The sequence below is a fragment of the Xanthomonas sp. CPBF 426 genome (assembly GCF_903989465.1).
GTDB classification, from domain to species: domain Bacteria; phylum Pseudomonadota; class Gammaproteobacteria; order Xanthomonadales; family Xanthomonadaceae; genus Xanthomonas; species Xanthomonas euroxanthea.
The window spans coordinates 4,270,468-4,295,335 of sequence record NZ_LR861805.1 but is presented as its reverse complement, the minus strand read 5'-3'; the positions used below and the strand labels follow the sequence as shown (position 1 = coordinate 4,295,335).

Genomic DNA, 24,868 nt, shown 5'->3' with positions numbered 1-24,868 from the left:
GGTAATCCCATGGCTTTGCTCCCTATCCTCGAATTCCCCGACCCGCGGCTGCGCACCAAGGCCGTGCCGGTCGATGCTGCCGAGCTCACCAGCCCGGCATTCCAGGCCCTGCTCGACGACATGTTCCAGACCATGTACGAGGCGCCCGGCATCGGCCTGGCCGCCAGTCAGGTGGACGTGCACAAGCGTTTCATGGTGATCGACGTCAGCGAGGAGAAGAATCTCCCGCAGGTGTTCGTCAACCCGGAAATCGTGAGCAGGCAGGGCGAGCAGGTGTATCAGGAAGGCTGCCTGTCGGTACCGGGCATCTATGCCGATGTCGCCCGCGCCGATGCGATCACCGTGCGCTATCTCGACCGCCAGGGCAAGGCGCAGGAATTGAGCACCGATGGCCTGCTGGCGGTGTGCATCCAGCACGAGATGGACCATCTGGACGGCAAGCTGTTCGTCGATTACCTGTCGCCGCTCAAGCGCGAGATGGTGCGCAAGAAGCTGGCCAAGCAGCGTAAACACGTGGCCTGACGGCCGGGATTTGGGACTTGGGAGTCGGGATTCGCAAAGCCGGTTCTCTCACCGATTGCCGAATCCGCCGTTGCGACTCCCCAATCCCCACTCCCGAACCCCCGCCCTATGAGAATTGTATTCGCCGGTACGCCGGATTTTGCCGTCGCCTCGTTGCGCGCCGCCGCGCAGCGGCATGAAGTGGTGGCGGTCTATACCCAGCCGGATCGGCCTGCCGGCCGTGGCCGTGGGTTGACGCCCTCGCCGGTCAAGCTGGAGGCGATCGCGCGCGGCATTCCGGTGTTGCAGCCGCAGACATTACGTTCGCCCGAGGCACTGGCCACGCTGCGCGCGCTCGATGCCGACCTGATGGTGGTGGTGGCCTACGGCCTGATCCTGCCCAAGGCGGTGCTGGCCGCGCCGACCCACGGCTGCTGGAACGTGCATGCCTCGTTGCTGCCGCGCTGGCGTGGCGCCGCGCCGATCCAGCGCGCGATCGAGGCCGGCGATACCGAAACCGGCGTCTGCCTGATGCAGATGGAAGCCGGGCTGGATACCGGCCCGGTGCTGCTGTCGCAGCGCATCGCAATCGGCGAGCAGGAAACCGGCGGGCAGTTGCACGACCGCCTGGCCGCGCTGGGCGCGCAGGTGCTGTCCGATGGCCTGGGCCTGCTGCGTGCCGGTATCCGTCCGGTGGCGCAACCGCAGCCGGACGAGGGCGTGACCTACGCGCTCAAGCTGGACAAGGCGCAGGCGCGGCTGGACTGGGCGCAGCCGGCGCAGGAACTGGCGCGGCGCGTACGCGCGTTCAATCCATGGCCGGTGGCCGAGGCGCTGCTGGCCGGCGAGCGCGTGCGCCTGCATGGCGCGGTGGCGCTGGAGCTGGCGCATCAGCAGGCGCCGGGCACCCTGCTCGCCGCCAGCAAGCAAGGCATCGACATCGCCTGCGGGCAGGGCGCGCTGCGGGTGCGCGTGCTGCAGCGCGAGGGCGGCAAGGCGATCACCGCTGCCGACTACCTCAACGCACGCCGCGACCTGCCGGCGCTGCGCTGATGCCGGCAGAGACCGCAATGGCGGGCGTGGGCTCGCGTCTGGCCGCGGCACGGGTGCTGACGGCCGTGTTCGACCAGGGCCGCTCGCTCAAGGCCGAACTGGCCGCGACCTTGCCCGGTCTTGATGATCCACGCGACCGCGCGCTGGTGGAGGCGATCTGCTTTGCGGTGCTGCGCCGCCGCCCGGCCTACGACGTGGCATTGCGGCAATGGCTGGAACGCCCGTTGCCGCCGCGCGATGCCGAACTGAAGGCGCTGCTGATGGCCGGCTTCGCCCAGCTCGACGTGCTGCAGCTGCCCGCGCATGCGGCCTTGTCGGCCACCGTGGACGCGTGCCGCGCGCTGGGCCGGCCGCGTCAGGCCGGCATGGTCAACGCAATCCTGCGGCGCGCCCAGCGCGAGGGGTTTCCAGCGGTATCCGCCGATGCGGGCTGGCCATCCTGGCTGCGCAAGCAACTGCGCGCCGATTGGGGCGACCAGGCCGAGACCATTTTCGAGGCAAGCGCGCAGATGGCGCCGATGTGGCTGCGCGTGCAGCGCTCGCGGATCGACCCGGCCGGCTATGTCGCAGGCCTGGCCGCGCTGGGCATCGCCGCCGAAACGGACGCGGTGTTGCCGGATGCGGTGCGTCTGCACGGCGCGGTGCCGGTGAGCCAGTTGCCGGGCTTTGCCGAGGGCGATGTCTCGGTGCAGGACGGCTCCGCGCAGCAGGTCGCCGATGCGCTGGTGCTGGCGCCGTCTGCGCGTGTGCTCGATGCCTGCGCCGCGCCCGGTGGCAAGGCCGCGCATCTGCTGGAGCGCCATCGCGGCCTGCAGCTCACCGCGCTGGATGTGGATGCGCGCCGGCTGGAGCGGGTGCAGCAGACCCTGCAGCGCACCGTGCCGGGCGCGCAGGTGACCCTGCACGCGGCCGATGCGGCCGAGACCGCCGCATGGTGGGACGGCCAGCCGTTCGATGCGGTGCTGCTGGATGCGCCGTGTTCGGCCACCGGCGTGGTGCGCCGTCAGCCGGACGTGCTGTTGCATCGCCGTGCCGACGATATCGACGCCTTGTGCGCATTGCAGGCGCGTCTGCTCGATGCCAGCTGGCGCACGCTGCGACCGGGTGGGCAGCTGCTCTACACCACCTGTTCCCTGCTTGCGCGCGAGAACCAGGTGCAGGTGGATGCCTTCCTGCAACGCACTGCCGACGCACGGGCGCAGCCGCTGGGTGCGCAATTCGGGCATGCGGCCGGTGCCGGACGGCAGCGTTTCCCCGGCGAGCGGCACTGCGACGGTTTTTTCTACGCGCTTTTGCTAAAAGCGTCCTGACCGCGCGCCGAACCCGGCGCTCCACCTCCGCACCCACGCCATCCGTCATGCTCAAGACTCGTGCTTCCAAGGATTTCTGGCTGCTGGCCATCACGGCTGTGCTGGTGATCGGTGCCGGCCTGGGACTGCGCGACCCCTGGCCGTCGGACGAGCCGCGGTTTGCGCTGGTTGCCAAGCAGATGGTGATGAGCGGCGATTGGTTGTTCCCGCATCGCGGCAACGAGCTGTACTCGGACAAGCCGCCGATGCTGATGTGGCTGCAGGCGCTGTTCTACACGCTGCTGGGCAACTGGCGGGTGGCGTTCCTGCTGCCGTCGCTCCTGGCGGCGCTGGGCACGCTGGCCTGCGTGTACGACCTCGGGCGGCGGCTATGGACGCGGCGCGTGGGGGCCTATGCGGCCTGGATGCTGCTGTTCACGCTGCACTTCACCTTCCAGGCCAAGAAGGCGCAGATCGATCCGCTGGTGGTGTTCTGGATCACCCTGGCCAATTACGGATTGCTGCGCCATCTGTTGCTGGGGCCGGACTGGCGCTGGTGGACGCTGGGCTGGTTCGCCGCCGGGCTGGGCGTGATCACCAAGGGGGTCGGCATCATCGCCCTGCTGATGCTGATCCCGGCCGGCATTGCGGCGGCGCGCGGCTGGCCGGGCGTGCGCGTGCATGTGCGCGATCGGCGTTTCTGGCTGGGGCCGCTGTTCTTCTTCATCGCGATCCTGTTGTGGTTCGTGCCGATGATGGTGACCGCGCTGACTGCCGGCCAGCCCGAGTACCGCGTCTATCTCAACGACATCCTGCTGCGCCAGACCGCCAAGCGTTACGCCAATTCCTGGGATCACGCGCAGCCGGTCTGGTACCACTTCAAGGGCATGGCCACGATGTGGCTGCCCACCATCCTGTTGCTGCCCTGGGCGATCCCGGCCTGGTGGCGCCGGCTCAAGCGACGCGATGCGCGCTATCTGTTGCCGCTGGCCTGGTGGCTGCTGGTGCTGGTGTTCTTCACCATTCCCAGCGGCAAGCGCGATGTGTACATCCTGCCGGCGCTGCCGATGTTCTGCCTGGCCCTGGCGCCGCTGGCGGCAGGCCTGCTGCGCCGTGCCGGGGTGCAGCGGCTGCTGTTCGGATTCGTGGTGCTGCTGACGGTGGCCTTCGTTGCCGGCGGTGCGGCGATGCTGATCGGGCACCCGGGGTTCGAGCAGAAGATCATGGACAGCCGCGGAGTCGGCAGCGAGGCCACCGACCCGCTCGGCTGGCTGCTGCTGGCGGTGGGCCTGTGGGGCGTGGCCAGCCTGTTGCTGCTGCGGGTGCGCCGTTCCGCGCTTGCCGCCGCATCGCTGCTGGGCGCGTGGTGGGTGGCGTTCGGGTTGGTCTGCTATCCGATCTTCAACGATTCCAGTTCGGCGGGCGCGGTGATGCGCGAGGCCGGGCGCCGGATCGGCCCGGATGCGCAGCTCGGGCTGGTGGCCTGGAAGGAGCAGAACCTGCTGATGGCCGACCGCCCCGCGCAGACCTTCGGCTTCAAGGTGCCGTGGGAGCAGCAACTGCAGCGTGCGGTGGCCTGGCAGGCACAAGACCCGGAGCAACGCTGGCTGATGGCGCAGGAGACCGCGCTGCTGGCCTGCGTGGACCGCAGCCGCAGCCAGATGGTGGGCGTGGCCAACCGCCGTCGCTGGTGGCTGGTACCGGCCGATGCCGTGCACGGCAGCTGCGTGGCAAGTGCCGAGCAGCGGGCAGTGGAAGCGCAGGAGCAGGGCAACCTGGACACCGAATGAGCCGGCGCAGCACAGGTTCCGGCCACGATCGGCGGCGCGTCAACGCCGCCGCCGGCCGTCGTCTAGCATGGATTCATGCGGGACACCGTTAGCTTGGCCGGCGTCGCTGACGCGTGCCGCCCGATTCACCCCCATTCGCCACCGATGTCTGAATGAATTCCTTGCCCACCCAGCCCGCTGCACTTTCCTCCTCGGCCCCCATTGCATCACCGGCAGGTGTGGGCATTGCCGAACTGGGTGTCTTTGCGTTGACCGCGCTGGTGGTCAACATGCCGAGCGGCTTGCTGCCCTTCGGGCTGTGCCTGCTGCTTGGCTCGCTGGTGGGCTGGCGCAGCCTGCGCGCAGGCGTTGCCATGCGCCCCTGGTCGCTGCGCGCGCTGGGGTGGTTGGCCGCAGCGGTGATCGCGATGTCGCTGCTGTCGATCGTGCTGTTCGAACACGGGCTGCGCGATGTCGACAACCGCTCGCGCTTTCTGGTGCTGCCGTGGGCGGCGGTGTGGGCGTACGCACTGCAGCCGCGCCAGATCTGGCTATGGCGCGGCGCATTGGCCGGCGTGTTCGCGGCAATGGTGATCGCCATGTTGCAGGTGATGAACGGGGCCCCCCGCGCCGAAGGCTGGACCAATGCGATCGTGTTTGCCGATATCGCGCTGATGCTGCTGGTGGTGGCGGTGTTCTGCCGTCCGGTTGGCCACGTGCGCTGGCTGGTGGGCGCGGCCATCGCCACGGTGGTGGTGATCGTGCTCAGCGGCAGTCGCGGGGTGTGGTTGTCGTTGCTGGTGACCCTGGGCGTGCTGATCTGGGGCGCGCCCTGGCATAGCGCACGCCTGCGCTTGCTGACCTTCGTCGGCGGTGCGGTGCTGGCGGTGGGCGTGGTGCTCAGCGTGCCGGCCTTGACCGAGCAGATGCGCCTGGGCGAGTTGCAGAGCGACCTGCGGCGCTACGAGGTCGGCGACAGCGACTCGTCTGCCGGTGCCCGTATCGAGCGGCTGCACGTGGCCTGGGATACCTTGCGCGCGCATCCGCTGACCGGCATCGGCGTCGGGCGCTTCGACGATGCGATGCGCGAGCTGCCGGTGTGCGCCGGCGACACCTGGCTGCTGCGCTGTCATCTGGGCCATGCGCACAACGATCTGGCCGAGTGGGGCGCCACCCAGGGGGTTCCGGGGCTGTTGTTGTTGTTTGCGGTCTACGGCGTGCCGTTGTGGATCTTCGTGCGGCTGCATCGACGCAGCGGCCAGCGCCAGTTCCGCGGGCCGGCAGCGGCCGGTGTGATGATCGTGGTGAGCTATGCCCTGTGCGGACTGACTCAGTCGATGTTTGCGCACCAGGTGTCGGCCAGCTTCTACACGGCGATGGTCGGTGTGCTGGTCGGCCTGGCAGCGCGCCAGGCGCAGGCATACTCGGTGCGAGCGGCCGACAAGGCCTAGCGAGCGGCCTTGCGGTGGGTGATGGGCTGGGCCCCATCATCGGATAGATGACTGTTGGCTCGAAGCGCCGACCTGGCGGCGGGCGCAGCCGTCGCGGCGGTCGCATGCGGGTCGCTGGGTTCAGCCGTCGCGGCGATCGTCCACGCGCGGCGGATCCTGCACCGGTTGGTTGTGCTGCAGCAGCCATAACATGATGGTCTTCTGGCGCACGTAGTTGGCGCGGACATAGGCGTAGATCAAGCCGTGCCAGCCATCGCGAAACCCGCCACGCAGCAGGTAGCCGCGCCAGAAGCGCCAGGCCGGTGCCAGCACCAGCTTGCTCCAGGTCGCACGCTTGCCGCGCGCGTAGTCGTGCTCGGCCATCATCTGCGCGTAGCGCTGGGTCTTGGCCAGTTGCTGCGCCAGCGAGCGGTAGGGGTAGTGGATCAGGTCGCCCGCCAGGGTCATGACCGCCCCGTCGACACTGGCCGCTTCGTGGATCTCGCGCTTGCCGCGCCAGCCGCCGCGGCGTCGATCGAACAGGCGCAGCACCCGATCCGGATACGCATTGCCATGGCGCAGGAACCGGCCGAAATAATCCGACAGCCGTGCGAAGCGATAGCCGGCCGCACCGGCAAAACCGCCATCGCGCGCGGCAATGATCGATGCCCGCAAGCCATCGCTGACGCGTTCGTCGGCATCCAGGCACAGCACCCAGTCATGGCTGGCCTGCGCCACGCAGAACGCCTTCTGGCTGCGATAGCCATCGAAGGTACGTTGCAGGACGCGTGCGCCATGTGCGGTGGCCAGCGTCACGGTGGCATCGGTGGAGCCGGAGTCCACCACCACGACCTCGTCGCAGAACGCCAGCGAGCGCAGGCAGTCGCGTAGGCGATCGGCCTCGTTGAACGCGATAATGCAGGCGCTGATGCGCGGCCGTTCGTCGGGTGCGGTCGAAGAGGACATGTGATGGCTCAATACCTGCTGTTCGCAACGGAGCGTTACGCGTTGCCTATTCTGGCGCCATTGGCGCAGGCATTACAGGCCCGCGGGCACGCCGTGTCGGCCTGGTTCGAGGGTGGCGCGCGCGGGCTGGTGCTGCCGGATGTGCGCCAGGTCGGCCTGCGCGAGGCGCTGGCATTGCGCCCGCAGGCGGTATTCAGCGCGGCCAACTGGGTGCCGCCGTTCATTGCCGGTGCCAAGGTGCAGCTGTTCCATGGTTTCAACGTGCAGAAACGCGAAGACAACCGTGGGCACTTCCGCGTGCGTGGACTGTTCGATCTGTATTGCACCCAGGGCCCGGCCACCACGGCGCCGTTTCGCGCACTCGCCGCGCGCGAAGGGCATTTTGCGGTGGTCGAAACCGGCTGGCCCAAGCTCGACCCGGTGTTTCGCGACGATGGCGGACGCAGCGCGGCACTGCGCGCGCCCGCCAACGGGCGGCCGGTGATCCTGTTCGGCTCCACGTTTACCGAGCGCTTGAGCGCCGCGCCCGCGCTCTACGAGCAGATCGCCGCCGATATCGCGCGCGGTGCGCATTACTGGCTGCTGACCCTGCACCCGAAGTGCGCGCCGGAGCTGTTCGATCGCTATCGCGCGCTGGCCGGGCCGCATGCATGCTTTGTCGAACCCGAACAGGTCATGGCCGCGCAGCGTGCGGCCGATGTGCTGGTGTCGGATACCTCATCGATCGTGTCCGAGTTCGTGGTGCAGCACAAACCGGTGGTGACCTTCCGCAACCGCGTGCCGCAGCCGCATATGCTGGACTTCCAGCAGCCCGGGCAATTACCGCAGCAGCTGGCGCGCGCGTTGGCGCCGGATGCGTCGCTGCGCGATGCGCTCGCCCGTTATGCCGATGCGATCCATCCGTACCGCGACGGGCAGTCGTCGGAGCGGGTGATTGCAGCGACCGAGGACTTCATCGCGGGCAAGCTCGGTCCACTGCGGCGCAAGCCGCTGGGCGCGGTGTGGCGCGGCCTGCAGATCCGCCGCGAGCTCGGATACTGGGGTCCGTCCCGGCGCTGAAACCGGGGTTTGATCAGTGGCTCCAAGTGGCTGCCTATCAGCAGTCTTCAACCAATCCCGAATCCCCAATCCCGATTCCCGATTCCCAACTCACCAACGCAACCTGCGCCGCGTCAACGCGGCACCCAACCGGGCCTGCAGCGCCTGCGCCTGTGCCAATGGCACAAAGCGCAGGCGCAACCCCGGGCCGGTCGGGCTGGCGCCGGCTGTGTCCAGCCACAGCGTTGCGGTGCCGGACAGGCGATCCAGCGGCGAGCGTTGCAGTTGCAGCGCCTGCAGCTTGTCCAGCTCGGCCAGCCGCCACCAGCGTTTCCACCAGCCGCCGCGCACGGCGACAAACCGCGCATCCACCGCATAGCCCATGCGGTGCACCTGGCGATGCGCCTTGAACGCACTCCACGGCAACCACAGCAGCAACCACGCCGCCTGGTTGCCGAATTGCCAGGCCAGGCCACCCGCCAGCGGCAGCAGCACCAACAGCGTGGGCAGGCTCAATCGCCACCAGCAATGCGTGGCGATCGCCTGCCACTGCGCAGGCGGCCAGGCAATCCCCGGCAGCAGGCGCTGCAACAAGGCATCGCAGCGCTGCGGCTCGGCGATCGGCGCAAGCTCCTTCAATGCGCTGCCTTCGCTGTCGGCGGTGCCGGCCACGGCGGTCTCCACCCGCAACTGGCGACGGCCGAACAGGCGATGCAGGCGGCTTTCATACAACGTCCACGACTGGATGCGCCGCAGTGCCACACTGCTGCGGATGCGCGTCAGCAGGCCGCGCTCCACGGTCAGGCGGCGCTCGGATTGGCTGAGATGAAAGCCGTGGTACTGCGCCACCGCCAGGGCCACCGACAAGGCGCGCATCGCGATCAGCACGGCCAGGGTGCCGAGCACCACCAGGGTCGCGGCGACGGCCGTCCCCGGATGGACCTGGCTGACATAGCGGTACGCCAGCTCGCCGTTGTGCTCGACGAAGTTGGACACCGTGCGGCGCGGGATCATCTGGTAGATCACGCCGAAGCTGGCAGCCACCACCACCATGCCGCGATTGGAGATCAGCCCCAGCCGGATCACTTCGCCCAACGGCAGGCGCAGCAAGCTGTTGCTGTCGGCCTCGGGCTGCGGCGTACTGGCGTCGGCATCATGTGTGCGGCGACGGATCAGGTCTTCCAGCGCCAGCGCCTGGTCCAGCCGCAGCACGCGCATTTCCGCTTCGGGCTTGTGGCCACCGGCCGATTCCAGGCGCACTTCGGCCACCCCGGCCAGCCGGTGCAGCAGCGATTGATGCACCACCACGTTGTGGATGCGCGCGAACGGGATATCGCGCCGGCTGCGTTCCAGCAGCCCGCTGCGGATCGCCACGCCATCGGTGCCGATGCGGTAGCGGTAGGTGAAATAGCGCAGCACCGAGATCGCCACCAGCACCGCCATCACCACGCCGGTGGCGATGTGGTCGGCCGAGTCGCGGCTGCCATCGCGGCTGCCGAACAGGATCAACGCCGCCAGCGGAATCAGGAACTGGCGGATCTGCTGCAACAGCACGAACACCCACGACAACGGATGCAGGCGCTGCTCGTCCTGGCCGGGATGTTCGATGGCACTCACAGCGCGTCGTCGTCGTGATCGAGCTGGCGGGCGAGGCGGTCGCGCAGGCGTTCGGCATCGCCCTGATCCAGGCCGGACAACGCCACCGCGTTGAGCCGGCTGCCGGCGGTATGCACCACCAGCGTGGTCAGCCCGGTGGCGCGTTCGATCGGGCCGCGGCGCAGGTCCACGTGCTGCACGCGCGAAATCGGAATGCGCGTGTCGCTCTGCCAGAGATGACCGCGTTGCAGCGCCAGCCCGTGGTGGTCGAGTTTCCAGTGGGTGAGCCGATGCCGCTTGACCGCGAACCACGCGCCCAGCAGCGCGGCAACCGCGGTCAGGCCCAGCACCAGCGGCCAGTGATGCCAGGCGTGCAACCCCGTGGCGGTCACGCCGGCCGCGATCAGCCCGGCACATCCGCCGCCCAGTGCGCCGTTGACGCCGGCCACATAGGCCCCGCGCTGCGGTAGCGGTTGCCACTGCGTGTGGTCCACGGCCGGACCCTCTGCCGGCGCGGCGGTGACGATGACCTCGGGGTGCGGCGGTGGAGCGTCGTGCACAAGGCTGGCCTGCAGAAGCGGTGCGCAAGCATAGCCGGGCGCCGAGGGCGGGCGCATCCGGCGCTGGCGGCGCTTACTGCGCGGCCAGGATCAGCGCGTCCACATCCAGCGCATGCCCGGCGCGCGCGGCCTTGGTGCGCAGGTACTGCTCGTTTTCCGCAGTGATGTCGCCGGTCACCGGGATGCGGTCTTCGACCGCGATACCGGCCGCGCGCAGGCGCTCGGCCTTGGCGGGATTGTTGGTCAGCAGCCGGATCCGGCCGATGCCCAGGCCGCGCAGCATCGCCACCGCGCTGCTGTAGCGGCGCTCGTCCGGGCCAAAGCCCAGTTGCGCGTCGGCGTCGATGGTGTCCAGGCCGGCATGCTGGTAGCCGTACGCGCGCATCTTGGCGGCGATGCCGGTGCCGCGGCCTTCCTGGTCCAGATACAGCAGCACGCCGCCGCCGAGGTCCTTCAGCTTGGCCAGGCCATGGCGCAGCTGGTCGCCGCAATCGCATTTGAGCGAGCCGAACAGATCGCCGGTCAGGCAGGAGGAATGCACGCGCACCGGCACTGCGGCCGACAGGTCGGGCTGGCCGACCACGATCGCCACCTGGTCGCGCTGCGCCACCCCGCCGCGAAACACCACGAACTCGCTCATCCCCAGCCCGCGCAACGGCACCGGCGTGCGGGTGACCAACTCGTAGCCGGCAGCGGCGGATGTAGCGCAACCGCTGGCCAGATCGTCCAGTGCCAGCGACTGGCAGCCGGCGAAGGCGGCCTGGTCATCCGCGTCGTGCAGCTCCACCGCCAGCATCGCCGGCAGCAGCAGTCCCAGCCGCGCGATCTCCACCGCGCCTGCGTCCAGCGCATCGCCCGCGGTCCACTGCGTCGGGACCGGGGTGTCGCGCAGGTAGGCCAGGGCCGCGAGCTGGTCGTAGTCGTGCTCGGCCAGTGCCACGCGTGCGCCCTGCGGGGCGTTCAGGCCCAGCACCTGGGCACGGGTCGGGGTGACGAACAGATAGTGCCGCCGCTGCGCCGCACGTGCGAAGGCCGCATACGACTGCGCGGTGCTGCTGTCCAATGCCAGTACCGCGCGTGCCTGCCCGTTGGCCGCGGTCAGCAGCACCGGGCGGCCGGCGCGCAGCTCGGAGGCGGCGCGCTCGCAGCGAATCGCCGCCGGATCACCGAAGGCCTGTGCGCTGGGGGAGGGGACGGGGCTGCTCATGCACGACTCCAGATGGGGATTGCCACGGCCGCTTCAAGGCGGACGCTGCCGCGGCCACTGCCTGCCGCATGCAGCCATTGTCGCGTGGTTCGCAATCGCCAGTCGCCACGGCCGGGTGGAACGCTGCATCCAGCGCCCGCCGTTTGAGTTGCACGGCAGGCGTGGATTGGTTGCATGCCGGCTGCGTTGTTCATCGCCGGGCAATGCCTTTTAATCCCCAGACCCCCTGCCCGTATCGGATCCCATGTCTCTTATCGACTGCAGCGAAGACCGCCACGCCAGCGCCATCCTGGACATCTTCAACGACGCCATCGCCACCTCCACCGCGTTGTACGACTACAAGCCGCGGCCGCCGGAAAGCATGGTCGGCTGGTTTGCCACCAAGCGTGCAGGCGGCTTTCCGGTGATCGGGGTGGAAGCGGCCGACGGCAGCCTGATGGGCTTTGCCAGCTACGGCACCTTCCGCGCCTGGCCGGCGTTCAAGTACAGCGTCGAGCATTCGGTCTACGTGCACCGCGACCATCGCGGCAAGGGCCTGGGACGCCTGCTGTTGCAGGGTGTGATCGCGGCGGCAGAACAGCGCGGCGTGCATGTGCTGGTCGGCGGCATCGATGCCAGCAATCAGGCCAGCATCGCCTTGCACGAACAATTCGGCTTCACCCACGCCGGCACCGTGCGCGAGGCCGGTTTCAAGTTCGGGCGCTGGCTGGACCTGGCGTTCTATCAGCGCATCCTGGCCACCCCGGCCGATCCGCACGACGATTGAGCCTGTGGCGGTGGTTGCCGACGCCGCAACGGCGGCGGTGCTTTGCGCAAGCGGATCTGTCTGCAGCCCGCCGCGGTCAGTGCGGATGCCGCTCGGTCGCATATGGATTGGCCTCGCCGCTGCCCGGCGGGCGTAGCGTGTAGCGCTTGTAGGTCCATTGGTACTGCGCCGGGTCGCGCCGGGCGATCTGTTCGATGCCTGCGTTGAGCGCGCTGGCGGCGCGCACCGGGTCGGCGTCGGCCACTGCCGGGTCAGCCGGCTGCACATGCAACGCGAATTGCAGGTCGCCACCGGCGCGTTCGCACCAGCCATACAGCACGATCGCGCCGGTGCGCTCGGCAAGCCGGTTGACCAGGGTCATGGTCAGGGCGGGGATGCCGAAGAACGGCGCAAACACGCCATCGCCCATTTTTGGCTGCTGGTCGGGCAGGATGCCGACCGCACCGCCGTCCTTGAGCACCTTGAACAACTGCCGCACTGCCGGGCCTTCGGCACGCACCTGGCGCACGTTGTCGCCGCCACGGGCCAGTTGCAGGAAGCCGTCCACCGTGTTCGATTCCGGCGGGCGGTAGACGATGGCGATCGGCCCGCGTTCGGACAGCCACTGGTTGAGCAGCTCCCAGTTGCCGAAGTGCGGTGCGGCCACGATGACGCCGCGCCCGGAGGCCAGCGCCGCGTCGTAGAGTTCCTGGCCATTGCGCTGCAGCCGCGCCAGGTTCTCGGCCGGCGGGCGGGTCCAGGTACGCAGCACTTCCAGCGTCTGCCGCGCGGTCGACCGCAGCACCTGCGCATGCAGCTGCGCGCGCTGGCCGGCATCCAGTTCCGGGTACGCCAGCTCCAGGTTGCGGCGTGTCACGCGGGCCTCGCGTGCATCGAGCTTGCGCCAGCTCCAGGCCAGCGCATCGGCCACACGTTTGAGCAGCGGCCACGGCAGGCGGCCCACGGTGGCGGCGGTGGCGTAGAGCAGGCGGGCACGGACATCGGGTTTCATCTGCGCAATTCTAAACAGCGCGGCCGGCCAAGGCCCGCGCGTGACAGCACGGGCGGCGCTGGGCATGCTGCGCGGCACGGTTTGCTGCCTGAGAGTGCCCATGCTTGCGCTGATCCAACGTGTCACCCGCGCCGCAGTCACGGTCGATGCGCAGACCGTCGGGCAGATCGGTCCCGGGCTGCTGGCGCTGGTCGGGGTCGAGCCCGGCGACAGCGACGCGCAGATCCGGCGACTGGCCGAGCGCCTGCTCGGCTACCGCGTGTTCGCCGACGACACCGGCAAGATGAACCACTCACTCGCCGACACCGGCGGCGGCCTGCTGCTGGTCAGCCAGTTCACCCTGGCCGCGGACACCCGTTCCGGCAATCGCCCCGGCTTCAGCACGGCGGCGCCGCCTCTGGAGGCTGAACGGGCGTTCAATCAATTGGTGGCGATCTGCCGGCAAAAACATCGCGGCGGGGTGGAAACCGGGCGCTTCGGAGCCCATATGGTTGTCGACCTGGTCAACGATGGCCCGGTGACCTTCCTTCTCAGACCCTAGAAACCCACGTCCACCAGCGGTCCTGTCTTGAATCCGGCAGACCGGGCTTCACGCTGGTATAATGCTAGGTTCTCTTTCCAATCTCAAAGCCGGTGGCGCGAGCACTCATGGCCAACGAACGTCCTGCCCAGCAATCCGACATCAAGCTACTGATCAGCAAGGGCCTGGAACAGGGCTATCTGACCTACGCCGAAGTCAATGACCACCTGCCCGACGACCTGGTCGACCCGGAGCAGATCGAAGACATCATCAGCATGATCAACGGCATGGGCATCGATGTCCATGAAGTTGCGCCCGATGCTGAAACCCTGTTGCTCAACGATGGCAACACCGGCAACCGCGAGGTTGACGACACCGCAGCCGAAGAGGCTGCCGCCGCGCTGACCGCGCTCGACACCGAAGGTGGCCGCACCACCGACCCAGTGCGCATGTACATGCGCGAAATGGGCACGGTCGAGCTGCTGACCCGCGAAGGCGAAATCGCCATTGCCAAGCGTATCGAAGAAGGCCTGAGCCAGGTCCAGGCAGCACTGGGCGTGTTCCCGCTGTCGACCGAAATGCTGCTGGCCGATTACGAAGCGCACAAGGAAGGCAAGAAGCGTCTGGCCGAGATCGTGGTCGGCTTCAACGACCTGATCGAAGAAGCCGACGCCGCCGCTGCCGCGCTGGCCGCCGCCGGCCCCGTCGCCGTCGACGAAGACGCGGTCGATGAAGACGACGACGAAGATGGCGATGACGACGCTGCCGAGGAAGAGGCCGGCCCGACCGGTCCGGACCCGGTGGAAGTGGCCACGCGCATGGAGAACCTGGCCAACGAATACGCCAAGTTCAAGAAGATCTATGCCAAGAACGGCGCCGAGCACAAGCTGGTGGTCAAGGCCCGCGAGGACATGGCCGCCATCTTCACCACGCTCAAGCTGCCGCTGCCGCTGACCGATGCGCTGGTCACCCAGCTGCGTGGCGTGGTCAACGGCATCAAGGACCACGAACGCAAGGTGCTGCACCTGGCCACCACCGTGGCACGCATGCCGCGCAAGGATTTCATCCGCTCCTGGGAAGGCAACCAGACCAACCTGGAATGGGTGGAAGACGCACTCAAGCGCAAGCAGAAGTGGTCGTCGGCGCTGCGCGACGTCAAGGACCAGATCGTCTCCGAGCAGCAGGGCTCGATCGAGATGGAGAAGGCCAACTACCTGACCCTGGGCGAGATCAAGGAGATCAGCCGTGCAATGGCCTATGGCGAAGCCAAGGCACGCAAGGCCAAGAAGGAAATGGTCGAGGCCAACCTGCGCCTGGTCATCTCCATCGCCAAGAAGTACACCAACCGCGGCCTGCAGTTCCTCGACCTGATCCAGGAAGGCAACATCGGCCTGATGAAGGCCGTGGACAAGTTCGAATACCGTCGCGGTTACAAGTTCTCGACCTATGCAACGTGGTGGATCCGTCAGGCCATCACCCGTTCGATCGCCGATCAGGCGCGCACCATCCGTATTCCGGTGCACATGATCGAAACGATCAACAAGTTGAACCGCATTTCCCGCCAGATGCTCCAGCAGTTCGGCCGCGAGGCCACGCCGGAGGAGCTGGCCAAGGAAATGGACATGCCCGAGGACAAGATCCGCAAGGTGATGAAGATCGCCAAGGAGCCGATCTCGATGGAAACCCCGATCGGCGACGACGAGGATTCGCATCTGGGCGACTTCATCGAGGACACCAACGTGGAGTCCCCGATCGACAACACCACCAACATCAATCTCTCCGAGACGGTGCGTGACGTGTTGGCCGGGCTGACCCCGCGCGAGGCCAAGGTGCTGCGGATGCGCTTCGGTATCGACATGAATACCGATCACACGTTGGAAGAAGTCGGCAAGCAGTTCGACGTCACCCGCGAGCGGATTCGTCAGATAGAGGCCAAGGCGTTGCGCAAGCTGCGTCACCCGAGCCGTTCGGAGCAGCTGCGCTCGTTCCTGGACATCGACTGATCCAGTCGTCGTACCGGTGCAGTGATCACACAACAGCCCCGCACTTGCGGGGCTGTTGCGTTGTGGGGCGTATGGCAGGCTATGCTTGTTGGGTGGACGTTTGCCGAACCAAGGTGCGTCGGGGAGGGCGCAGCTGACGTTCACGCCTCGGCGACGAAGCCAGACAGCGGCGCAACATGAAGCCGATGTTTGTTCCAGGCTCACGTGACGTTCTAGCCGTGGCTTCTAAGTTGATGGACGAATGGAACGAGGCCGTCGTATGAGCAGGCAAAGCCGGTTTGAAACCACCACATACCGCGAGCACGAGATTCGCGTACGCGCCGAGCAGGCGTCCCCTGGCGCCAGGTGGACGCTGTGGGTCGACGTGTATGCATTGGGCGGCAAACGCCAGCCACGCATCAGCGGCCGGGAAGCGGGCTGGGAGACCTACCAGGAAGCCATCGCGCAGGGATTCCGCGCGGGCCGGCAGTTGGTCGATGCGCAGCTTGAGGTGGCTTAGAGGCTGAGATTGGGGAGTGGGGATTCGGGGAGTGCTGGGGTGCTGATTGCTGGGTGCCTGTAGCTACCGGATCTTGCACTGCCAATGGTGGGCAACGCCCACTGACCGCGTCCAGATTCAAGAGCCCGGCTTGCGCCGGGCTTTTTTGTGCGGGCAAGCGCAGGTGGGTGCCGGCGCTTGTCCCTCATCGACGCCGGATGTCAGCAGACAGCGACGCGCGCGGACAGGTAAACTTTCGCCTCAGCTGGACGGTCCGACATGCTCCGCATCTCGCCACCCACCCTGCCGGGCCTATAGCTCAACGGTTAGAGCAGAGGACTCATAATCCTTTGGTTGAAGGTTCGAATCCTTCTGGGCCCACCAAATTTCAGTTCAGGAACGTCCGGCGTAGTCCAGAAAGTTCACTAGATCCAATGAAATCGCTGGAATTTTGTCTTGCGAGGTCCAGCTGCATCCAGTTGCATCCATACGTGAAGTGAGTCAAGCTGTGAGTCGTCTTATTGCGTTTTGCCTGCCCGACTCACAGGTGCTTGACTCACATGCTGACAGATACAAAGCTTCGCGCGCTGAAACCTAGGGATGCTGCCTTTCGGGTGGCCGACTCAAACGGCTTGTGTATTGAGGTGCGTCCCACTGGTGCAAAAGTTTGGCGGTATCGCTTCCGTTATGCAGGCAAGCCAAGCATGGTGACCATCGACGAGTACCCGGCGCTCTCACTGATGCAGGCCCGTGCAGAGCGCGACAAGCTACGCATGCTGCTAAAGGGCGGGGCCAATCCAGCCCATGTCGCTCGAGTTGAGCGAGCCGTGCAAGCAGAGCGTGTAAACACTACATTCGGAGCCATTGCGCTTGAGCTACTGGCCAAGCGAGCTAAGGAGGGTTTGGGGCCAGGTTCGGTAAAGCGAGAGCGCCGTTTGATCGAAAAGGATTTGGCTTTTATTGCTGACATGCCTATCACTGACGTCAGTGCTCCTGTTCTTCTGACTGCTCTAAGGAAGTTGGAGCAGAGGGGTGTGGTGGAGACTGCCCACCGGGCACGGTCTCATGCAGGACGAGTTTTCCGGTACGCGATTGTGACGGGCAGGGCTCAGCGAAATCCTGCTGAAGATCTTGTGGGTGCATTGGAGCAGCCGCAAACCAAGCACTTCGCAAGCCTGACCGAGCCTGCGCGAATTGGCGAACTTATGCGCGCGCTGTGGGCCTATCGGGGCTCGCCTGTGACCTGTGCGGCCCTCAAGCTGGCTCCCATGCTTTTTGTGCGCCCTGGCGAACTGCGGCAGGCCAAGTGGGCGGATATTGACCTGGAAGCCGGTGAGTGGCGCTATGTCACTAGCAAGACCAAGACCGCGCACGTTGTTCCTTTGTCTGCGCAAGCAGTGGAAGTGCTTAAGGAACTGTGGCCACTAACCAAGCGCAGCGACTATGTGTTTCCCGGCGTACGTAGCGTCGATCGCCCCATGAGCGAGAACACGGTCAATGCAGCACTTCGCAACTTGGGTTTCGATGGCGAAACCATCGTCGGCCACGGCTTCCGTGCGATGGCGCGCACCGTGCTTGATGAAGTTCTGGGGTTTCGCCCAGACTATATCGAGCACCAGCTCGCGCATGCCGTGCGTGATCCATTGGGGAGAGCCTACAACCGCACGGCGCACCTGCCAGAGCGCAAGAAGATGATGCAGGCTTGGGCGGATTACTTGGACAGTATTAAAGCATCCATCTAGCCCGCTTTTATTCCAACGTTAACGTCTTTCGAGGTAACTGCTGCAAGACTTTTAACACTGCAGCTTATATAGCAGTAAAAATCAACGATTTCATAGCGCTATCCAGGGGGGGGCTTGTAACGCGCCGTAACTCGTGTATCACCCACCTCGTTCCCTGGCTAGGTGGGCCATGTTGAGCCACTCACTTAATACCGACTAGGCGGCGCGTGGGCCTGCAGTTTTGACCGGCCTTCCCACATCACTCTACCAGCTTATCTCCTAGACACTATGTCAAACTCCAGGCCAGCCCGATAAATGCCGCGCCGAGTACTTTCTAATACCCTTGGCAATCTAAGCATTCGTATTGAGTCATAAATTTGGTAAGAGAGGGTCAGTGATGGCGCTTTCTTGAATTATTTTTGGAGTGGGGCGATGGCTTATATGGAAGATTTATTTTCCTATTCGCCACGAGTGGAGCGTAGCCTTTGTGGAGATCGGTGATGATCTTTGCGGCTGAAGGTGATGTGTGTAAATTTCCTATAGTAAAAATATAGGTGAGTTGCCTAGTTCCCGCATACATCGAAATCGCGGCAGCAACCATTGTTATGTAAAACCAGATTGACTCGGCTAAATTTAGTCCACCAATTGCGATTTGCATTGTTGTAAAAAAAACATACCAAAGTGTAGCTCCGCAAGAAAAAAACGTAGCAAGAGCGAACCCGCATTTCGTTCGTGTTTCTGTCTTATAGACCAGCAAGAATGCAAGTCTAACCGCGCAAATCAGAAGAGCTATCGAAAACCATGCGGTGAGCTGTACAGTCGCAATTGGAGAAGTGAAATTATATCTCCTGATCAGAAAAATAGCTGCAAGCGCAACAATAAAGGTTGCTACGTCAGCCCAGAATCGACTATAAACCATTCGCAAATACCCCAGCTTGCCGCGCCTCCATAATGTAATGGCGTCCGCCATATGGACCGTAATAAGGCTCCAAAAGATGCCCCCCATCAGGACAGAAGTGAATACCCAAAGTAGATGTACATTGTGCGCAGTTACCAACGGTGTAAAAGATGCAAATCCCCAGAGGCTTGAAATAACAAGCGTGATAAAAGCCGCTCTCATGGCTGATCCTTGCCAGTGTAGGTGCGTGATGCGCATCCTCCGAACAGGTCAAGCTCCTTGGAATAGGCACTCGTAGACACATCCATGAGTCCCAGCGCCGAGTGAAAGAGGTTATCGTGAGTGGCAGGCTGTAACGCCCGTTGCCGCACGCACTGCATGTTCAAGCCCCGCCATTGAACCATTCCTGGTGACAACCAGGCCACCATCGGAACTTTCATCTGCGTGTCTGGTGCGATGGCGTAAGGCAGTCCATGCAGATACAGGTTGCTTTCGCCAAGTGATTCTCCGTGATCGGAGACATACAGCAATGCGCTGTCGACCGTATCGATTGAAGCAAGCATCTTTATCGCGCGGGAAACTAGTTCATCCGTCGCCAAAATTGCGTTGTCGTAAGCGTTGATAACCTCTGGACGTGTGCAGTCTCCGAGATCGGCACTTCTGCAGTCGGGCTTGAACCGGCGTAGTCGCTCCGGATAGCGCAAGTAGTAGCTTGGGCCGTGGTTACCTAGTTGATGCAATACGATCACCATGTCTTCCTGGCTTGAACGCACGCGCTTTTCAAGACCGTCAAGAAGTGCCAGATCACCGCAGTCATCATTCGGGCAAGCAGCTATTTGGTTTCTTGGTGTTACCTTTTCAAACGGCAAACCATCGCAGACCCCTTTGCATCCGCCTTGATTGTCTCTCCAGAGCGTTTGGATACCAGCTCTCGATAAGATATGCAGTAGGGAGTCCGAACGCTTTATCTCATCTTCGTTATAGCTTGCCCTCCCTTTAGCCGAGAACATGCATGGCAATGAGACCTCGGTGCTTGAGCCACATGCGCGCACATCTGGATAGTTGACGACATCGAGTTTGGCAAGTTCCGGAGTCGTTTGACGCGCATATCCATTCAGACCCCAATTGGAAGCACGCACGGTCTCCCCGACCACCAGCACAAGCACGTGTGGCTTCGGCTCAGGGTCATGGCCAACCAGATGAGCATCCGGTGCCACAACACGCCTCGGGCCAGTGTCAACAGAGAGTTCCTTTGCTGCAATGCGTATGCTGGAGACAGCAACGTTCGCAGGAGCCACCAGATGGCGGAGCTCCCGATTGTTTCGCATCAGCGCGCTGACGTCTTTGAAGCTAATCAATGCGGCAATGATGACCAGCATGAGCGCCACTGCAATCGACCCGAACATGGCAACGGTCGATCGCAGAATCGATAGCCCTCTTAGACGTGTCGACCAGATAAATACGAGTGGAGCTATTGCATAGGTGATGACATGCAGAAGCAGGGAAGATGTGATCAGGTCACCAGCTTCAGCTGCGTTTGTCTTGAGGATGTTGCGTACCATGCTGACGTCAAAATAGATCGAATAGCGATCAGAGAAGAAAGACGTAAAGACAGCGGCCAATAAAAAAACAGTTAACACAGGCTTGGTTGCGCCCTTCCAGCACAGTGGACGAACTAGAAGCACATTGATGCCCACCAGGATCAAGGCTAGGCTAAGCGCACTTTCCCATCCTCCATGATCAGAAAACGCGCCTGTGGCTGCGGTGGCTCGCCAGAATGCTTGATTGAGTGCCGCTGCCGTGTACATAGCAACGGCCCAGACAAGCCAGTCCGCCGAGAGCAATGGACGCCAGCTAGACGTTGCTTCTGTGTTGATCCTGTTTCTGGTGCGTAGTCGTTGAAGGACGGAACTAAAAATTGCTGTCATGACGTGCTCCTGAGCCATCACATGCCACACATTCGACTTGTAGGGTCAGCTCGTAGACGCCGAGAACAGAGCGGACGATGCCTGCCACTTCGCAACGAACTCGGTCCAAGGCATTGACATCTTCTTTGACGACAACATGCGCGGTCACCACAGTCTGGCGAGAAGCCAACGACCAGATATGCAGGTTGTGAATAGAGTCGACATCGGCATGTGCCTGCATCGCTCTTTCCAAGGCCGTGATGTCGACATCAACAGGCACGCTCTGCATCAGAACGCGTCCGGCCGCGCTTATGAGCGTCCAGGTTCTCGGCAACACCCACAATCCGATGAGCACCGCAATGATGGGATCGATAAGTGTCCAGTTGGTCCAACGAATGACGAGCGCACCGATGATGACGCCCACCGATCCAAGCATGTCGCTCCAGACCTCAAGATACGCACTCTTTAGATTTAGCGAGCTGCCACTTCCTGACTTGAGCAGACGCATCGCGATGAGGTTAACGATAAGCCCGCTGATGGCGACGAAAAGCATGCCGGTGGATGCGACATGTGGTGGTTGTCTGAAACGAGTGATTGCTTCCCAAAGAATGTAGCCCGCAACCAGGAAGAGTAGGGAGCCGTTGACCAGCGCGCCCAGCGACTCTACGCGACCGTAGCCATAGCTTCGCTTCTTGTCAGCTGGCCGCCTGGAGATACGCAGAGCGAAAAGGGACACGGCAAGCGCAATCGTGTCGGTCAGCATATGCGCAGCATCGGAAATCAACGCAAGACTGTTGGTTAAAAGACCACCTACTATTTCGGCAGCAAGAAATAGCGATGTGAGTCCGAGCGCCCACCATAGCGGCTTCTCGAAGCGGACTTCGGAGCCTGCGTGGTCGTGATTGCCACTCATGAGTATTCTCCTGGACGCCTAGGTGGCGTTTGCTTTGGGTATGGCAGAGCACCCATCGCGGAAATCGCGATGGGTTAGGACACTGCTGATTAGACTTCCGCTGCCTTTTCTCTTGTGGCGCGGCTGTGTACCCACCGATACAGAATAGGCAGGACGACCAGCGTTAGCAGCGTCGAAGATACGATTCCGCCGATCACCACAGTGGCAAGTGGTCGCTGAACTTCCGAACCGGCGCCGACGTTGAGTGCCATCGGCACAAACCCAAGTGATGCCACCAGCGCTGTCATCAATACGGGCCTTAGCCGACTCAGCGCCCCGTCGCGGACCGCAACGGGCAACGGATCGCCTTTTTCCCGCAGTCCTCGAATAAAACTGATGAGTACCAAGCCATTGAGAACCGCTACACCCGACAGTGCAATGAACCCGATGCCTGCGGAGATGGACAACGGAATTCCACGCAAACTGAGCGCAATGATTCCACCCGTAAGCGCTAGCGGAACGCCGCTAAAGACGATTGCGGAGTCTTTGACCGAGCGAAATGCCCAGAAAAGCAAGGCAAAGATGATGACGAGTGTGACTGGGACAACGATCGCCAATCGCTTACTTGCCGAACTCAACTGCTCGAAACTGCCCCCGTATTCGATCCAATAGCCCGTCGGCGTCTTGACTTGGGCATCAACCACATCTTGAAGCTCGGTGACAAACCCACCTAGATCACGGTCGCGGACATTCGCAGTGACCGCAATTCGCCGCTTACCGTTATACCGATTGATCTGGTTTGCGCCCTCGCTTCGAATGACCTTGGCAACTGCCGCAAGTGGAATGGTCTGGGGTCCGCTAGATTCCGAGCCTGACAGGGCATCCTTATAGGCCTTGAGTGGAATGGGCAACGACTCGATGGCACTGGGGTCTTGCCGTAACGCTTCCGGCAAACGGACAACAATGTCGAATCGGCGATCGCCTTCGAAGAGTTGTCCGGCGACTTGGCCGCCTACTGCTGTCGCAACGGTTTTTTGAATATCGTCGGCACTGAGTCCGTAGCTCGCCAGTGCCATGCGGTTAGGAATAATCGATAGCAGCGGCAGTCCGCTGGCTTGCTCCACACGAACATCTGCAGCACCCGGAACATTTTTTGCGACCGCTTCCACTTGCTGCCCGATCTTGAGCAGCGTGTCTAGGTCATCTCCATAGATGTTGATGGCCACGTCCGACCTGACTCCCGAAATGAGTTCATTCGTGCGCATCTGGATCGGTTGCGAGAACTCGTAATTGTTGCCGGGGATGCTATCCACCAGTTGCTCGACCTGTGCGACGAGATCGGCCTTGGGCTTGTCCGGGTTAGGCCACTGGTCACGTGGCTTCACCATCACAAAGGTATCGGCGACCGAGGGCGGCATCGGGTCAGACGCCACTTCTGCAGTGCCAATCTTCGAGAACACCCGGTCGATTTCAGGCACTTTCAGAAGTCGTTGCTCCAGTTGTCGCTGCATGCCCACCGATTGCGTGAGGCTAGTCCCCGGGATGCGCATGGCTTGCAGAGCAAAGTCGCCCTCATCCAGGCTTGGGACGAACTCGCTCCCTAGCCTGGTTACAAGTAAGCCGCTGCACACGAGCAGGGCAATGGCTCCAACGGCCACCCACTTTCCACTGCGCAGGCTGAGATCAAGCAGGGGTTCGTATCCTTTGCGGAAGCGTGCCATCAGCCAGTTTTCTTTCTCCTCCACCTTACCGCCCAGTGCCAACGCAATGGCAGCAGGAACGAAAGTAAGCGCAAGGACCATGGCGCCCGTCAATGCCAACACCACCGTGATCGCCATGGGATGGAACATCTTTCCTTCCACACCTGTTAGCGCAAAGATCGGTAGATAGACGGCGGTGATGATGCCGAGCCCGAACAAGCTGGGCCTGATGACTTCTGCTGTGGCGCTGGCGGTAATCTCAAAACGCTCGGCGAGATCCATTTGCCGTCCGAGCTGGTGTTGACGCTCGCCAAAGCGGCTCAGGCAGTTCTCGATGATGATCACGGCGCCGTCAACGATCAAACCAAAGTCAAGCGCACCCAAACTCATGAGATTGGCCGAGATCCCGCCGCGCGCCATGCCGGTTAGGGTGAAGAGCATCGCCAGTGGGATCACTAGAGCGGTGATCAACGCGGCGCGAAAATTCCCGAGCAATAGAAACAAGATGACGATGACCAACACAGCGCCTTCGGTCAAATTCTTGGTCACGGTTCCGATGGTGCGATCAACCAGGGCTGTGCGATCGTAGACGGGTGTCGCTTTGACGCCATCAGGCAAGCTTTTCTCGGCATCCTTGAGCTTGGCTGCCGCTGCTTGCGCGACGTCACGGCTGTTAGCACCGATCAGCATCACGGCGGTGCCGAGCACGACTTCATGGCCATTTTGCGTTGCCGCACCCGTGCGTAGTTCGGCGCCGTCTGCAACTTGCGCCACATTTCGCACACGAATGACCGCACCGTCTCTCTTTGCGACCGCGATCTGCTCGATGTCACGGATGTCCGCAACTTGGGCGGGAATACGCACCAAGAACTGCTCACCATTGCGCTCGATGTAGCCTGCGCCAACGTTTTGATTGTTGAGCTGCAGAGAGTTGACGACGTCGTCGAGCGTTAAACCAAGAGACCTGAGGCGAGCGGGGTCTGGCGTGATGTGAACTTCACGTTTGTATCCGCCAAGTGTATTGATCTCGGTTACACCGGGGATGTTGCGCAGTTGCGGGCGGATGATCCAGTCTTGGAGCGTCCGTAGATCGGTGGCGGTGTAAGGCTTCCCGTCAGGCTTTCTCGCCTTCGGGTCGGCGTCGACGGTGTAGGAGAAGATTTCTCCCATGCCGGTTGCGATCGGGCCTAGTGTTGGCTCGATGCCGGCTGGAATTTGCGACTTCACCTGTTGCAATCGTTCGGACACCTGTTGCCTGGCGAAATAGATGTCCGTGCCGTCTTTGAAGACCACTGTGATCTGAGACAGACCATAGCGGGAAATGGATCGAAAATGATCCATCTCAGGAAGGCCCGCCATTGCGGTCTCGATGGGGTAGGTCACCCGCTGTTCGGCTTCCAAAGGCGAGTAGCCAGGTGCAGCCGTATTGACTTGCACCTGGACGTTGGTGATGTCTGGTGTGGCATCAATCGGTAGTTGACTGAAACTCCACACACCGATGGCAATCAGCAGCACCGTCATGGCCATGACGAGCCAGCGCTGACTGATCGAGATTCGAATGATTCGTTCGAGCATGTCAGTTC

At 63.4% G+C, this 24,868-nt stretch carries 19 protein-coding genes, 1 tRNA gene and 1 pseudogene; 12 read left to right on the top strand and 9 right to left on the bottom strand.

The window, feature by feature from the left end:
- The first annotated feature begins 9 nt into the window (after window positions 1-9).
- From def to H7A87_RS18170, 5 genes are all read left to right on the top strand, one after another.
- Window positions 10-522 carry a peptide deformylase gene (def, locus tag H7A87_RS18190; RefSeq protein ID WP_119128109.1) on the top strand — a complete coding sequence of 171 codons (513 nt, stop codon included), beginning with the start codon at window positions 10-12 and terminating at the stop codon, window positions 520-522.
- 108 nt (window positions 523-630) lie between these two features.
- Window positions 631-1,554, top strand: coding sequence for a methionyl-tRNA formyltransferase (fmt, locus tag H7A87_RS18185; protein WP_119128111.1), 924 nt, complete (start codon window positions 631-633; stop codon window positions 1,552-1,554).
- Window positions 1,554-2,864, top strand: a complete 1,311-nt coding sequence (rsmB, locus tag H7A87_RS18180) for a 16S rRNA (cytosine(967)-C(5))-methyltransferase RsmB (RefSeq protein ID WP_119128112.1) — start codon at window positions 1,554-1,556, stop codon at window positions 2,862-2,864. Before fmt ends, rsmB begins: the two co-directional genes overlap by 1 nt.
- A 47-nt stretch (window positions 2,865-2,911) precedes the next feature.
- Complete coding sequence (locus H7A87_RS18175; RefSeq protein WP_119128114.1) at window positions 2,912-4,633, top strand: glycosyltransferase family 39 protein; 1,722 nt, start codon at window positions 2,912-2,914, stop codon at window positions 4,631-4,633.
- A 152-nt stretch (window positions 4,634-4,785) separates the two neighbouring features.
- A complete protein-coding gene (locus H7A87_RS18170) occupies window positions 4,786-6,063 on the top strand; it encodes an O-antigen ligase (RefSeq protein ID WP_119128116.1) in 1,278 nt (425 codons plus the stop codon).
- Between the two features lie 120 nt (window positions 6,064-6,183).
- Here H7A87_RS18170 and H7A87_RS18165 read toward each other — a convergent pair whose 3' ends face one another.
- A complete protein-coding gene (locus H7A87_RS18165) occupies window positions 6,184-7,008 on the bottom strand; it encodes a glycosyltransferase family 2 protein (RefSeq protein ID WP_104650058.1) in 825 nt (274 codons plus the stop codon).
- Between H7A87_RS18165 and H7A87_RS18160 the strand changes: the two genes are divergently transcribed.
- Complete coding sequence (locus H7A87_RS18160; RefSeq protein WP_119128117.1) at window positions 7,009-8,067, top strand: CDP-glycerol glycerophosphotransferase family protein; 1,059 nt, start codon at window positions 7,009-7,011, stop codon at window positions 8,065-8,067.
- Window positions 8,068-8,157: 90 nt separating this feature from the next.
- On the opposite strand, the gene H7A87_RS18155 is transcribed toward H7A87_RS18160, so the two are convergent.
- The 3 genes from H7A87_RS18155 to ribA form a co-directional block, all read right to left on the bottom strand.
- A complete protein-coding gene (locus tag H7A87_RS18155; protein ID WP_119128119.1) occupies window positions 8,158-9,663 on the bottom strand; it encodes a PH domain-containing protein in 1,506 nt (501 codons plus the stop codon).
- Window positions 9,660-10,136 (bottom strand): PH domain-containing protein, encoded by a 477-nt coding sequence (locus H7A87_RS18150; protein WP_104650080.1) that lies wholly within the window; start codon window positions 10,134-10,136, stop codon window positions 9,660-9,662. The genes H7A87_RS18155 and H7A87_RS18150 overlap by 4 nt, the downstream gene beginning before the upstream one ends.
- Window positions 10,137-10,275: 139 nt before the next feature.
- A complete protein-coding gene (ribA, locus tag H7A87_RS18145) occupies window positions 10,276-11,409 on the bottom strand; it encodes a GTP cyclohydrolase II RibA (protein WP_119128120.1) in 1,134 nt (377 codons plus the stop codon).
- A 244-nt stretch (window positions 11,410-11,653) separates the two neighbouring features.
- Between ribA and H7A87_RS18140 the strand changes: the two genes are divergently transcribed.
- Window positions 11,654-12,175: a GNAT family N-acetyltransferase gene (locus tag H7A87_RS18140; RefSeq protein WP_115677809.1), complete on the top strand. Its 522-nt coding sequence runs from the start codon at window positions 11,654-11,656 to the stop codon at window positions 12,173-12,175.
- 76 nt (window positions 12,176-12,251) lie between these two features.
- On the opposite strand, the gene H7A87_RS18135 is transcribed toward H7A87_RS18140, so the two are convergent.
- Window positions 12,252-13,268: a lauroyl acyltransferase gene (locus H7A87_RS18135; RefSeq protein WP_180496792.1), complete on the bottom strand. Its 1,017-nt coding sequence runs from the start codon at window positions 13,266-13,268 to the stop codon at window positions 12,252-12,254.
- Between H7A87_RS18135 and dtd the strand changes: the two genes are divergently transcribed.
- The 5 genes and pseudogenes from dtd (at window position 13,267) to H7A87_RS18110 (ending at window position 17,909) form a co-directional block, all read left to right on the top strand.
- Window positions 13,267-13,707 carry a D-aminoacyl-tRNA deacylase gene (dtd, locus tag H7A87_RS18130; RefSeq protein WP_104584080.1) on the top strand — a complete coding sequence of 147 codons (441 nt, stop codon included), beginning with the start codon at window positions 13,267-13,269 and terminating at the stop codon, window positions 13,705-13,707. The two genes, H7A87_RS18135 and dtd, sit on opposite strands and share 2 nt — an antisense overlap.
- Before the next feature lie 107 nt (window positions 13,708-13,814).
- Complete coding sequence (gene rpoD, locus H7A87_RS18125) at window positions 13,815-15,689, top strand: RNA polymerase sigma factor RpoD (protein WP_016902493.1); 1,875 nt, start codon at window positions 13,815-13,817, stop codon at window positions 15,687-15,689.
- A 185-nt stretch (window positions 15,690-15,874) separates the two neighbouring features.
- Window positions 15,875-16,188, top strand: a pseudogene (locus H7A87_RS18120) (hypothetical protein).
- Window positions 16,189-16,475: 287 nt separating this feature from the next.
- Window positions 16,476-16,551 (top strand) — tRNA-Ile (locus tag H7A87_RS18115).
- A 176-nt stretch (window positions 16,552-16,727) separates the two neighbouring features.
- A complete protein-coding gene (locus H7A87_RS18110; RefSeq protein WP_119128124.1) occupies window positions 16,728-17,909 on the top strand; it encodes an integrase arm-type DNA-binding domain-containing protein in 1,182 nt (393 codons plus the stop codon).
- Between the two features lie 370 nt (window positions 17,910-18,279).
- On the opposite strand, the gene H7A87_RS18105 is transcribed toward H7A87_RS18110, so the two are convergent.
- The 4 genes from H7A87_RS18105 to H7A87_RS18090 all read right to left on the bottom strand — a co-directional run bounded on the left by H7A87_RS18105 (window position 18,280) and on the right by H7A87_RS18090 (window position 24,860).
- Window positions 18,280-19,008, bottom strand: coding sequence for a hypothetical protein (locus H7A87_RS18105; RefSeq protein ID WP_147421070.1), 729 nt, complete (start codon window positions 19,006-19,008; stop codon window positions 18,280-18,282).
- Window positions 19,005-20,714, bottom strand: coding sequence for a phosphoethanolamine--lipid A transferase (locus H7A87_RS18100; protein WP_119128335.1), 1,710 nt, complete (start codon window positions 20,712-20,714; stop codon window positions 19,005-19,007). The genes H7A87_RS18105 and H7A87_RS18100 overlap by 4 nt, the downstream gene beginning before the upstream one ends.
- Window positions 20,698-21,606, bottom strand: a complete 909-nt coding sequence (locus tag H7A87_RS18095; protein WP_119128126.1) for a cation diffusion facilitator family transporter — start codon at window positions 21,604-21,606, stop codon at window positions 20,698-20,700. The genes H7A87_RS18100 and H7A87_RS18095 overlap by 17 nt, the downstream gene beginning before the upstream one ends.
- Window positions 21,607-21,695: 89 nt before the next feature.
- Window positions 21,696-24,860 carry a CusA/CzcA family heavy metal efflux RND transporter gene (locus H7A87_RS18090; RefSeq protein ID WP_119128128.1) on the bottom strand — a complete coding sequence of 1,055 codons (3,165 nt, stop codon included), beginning with the start codon at window positions 24,858-24,860 and terminating at the stop codon, window positions 21,696-21,698.
- Window positions 24,861-24,868: the final 8 nt, after the last annotated feature.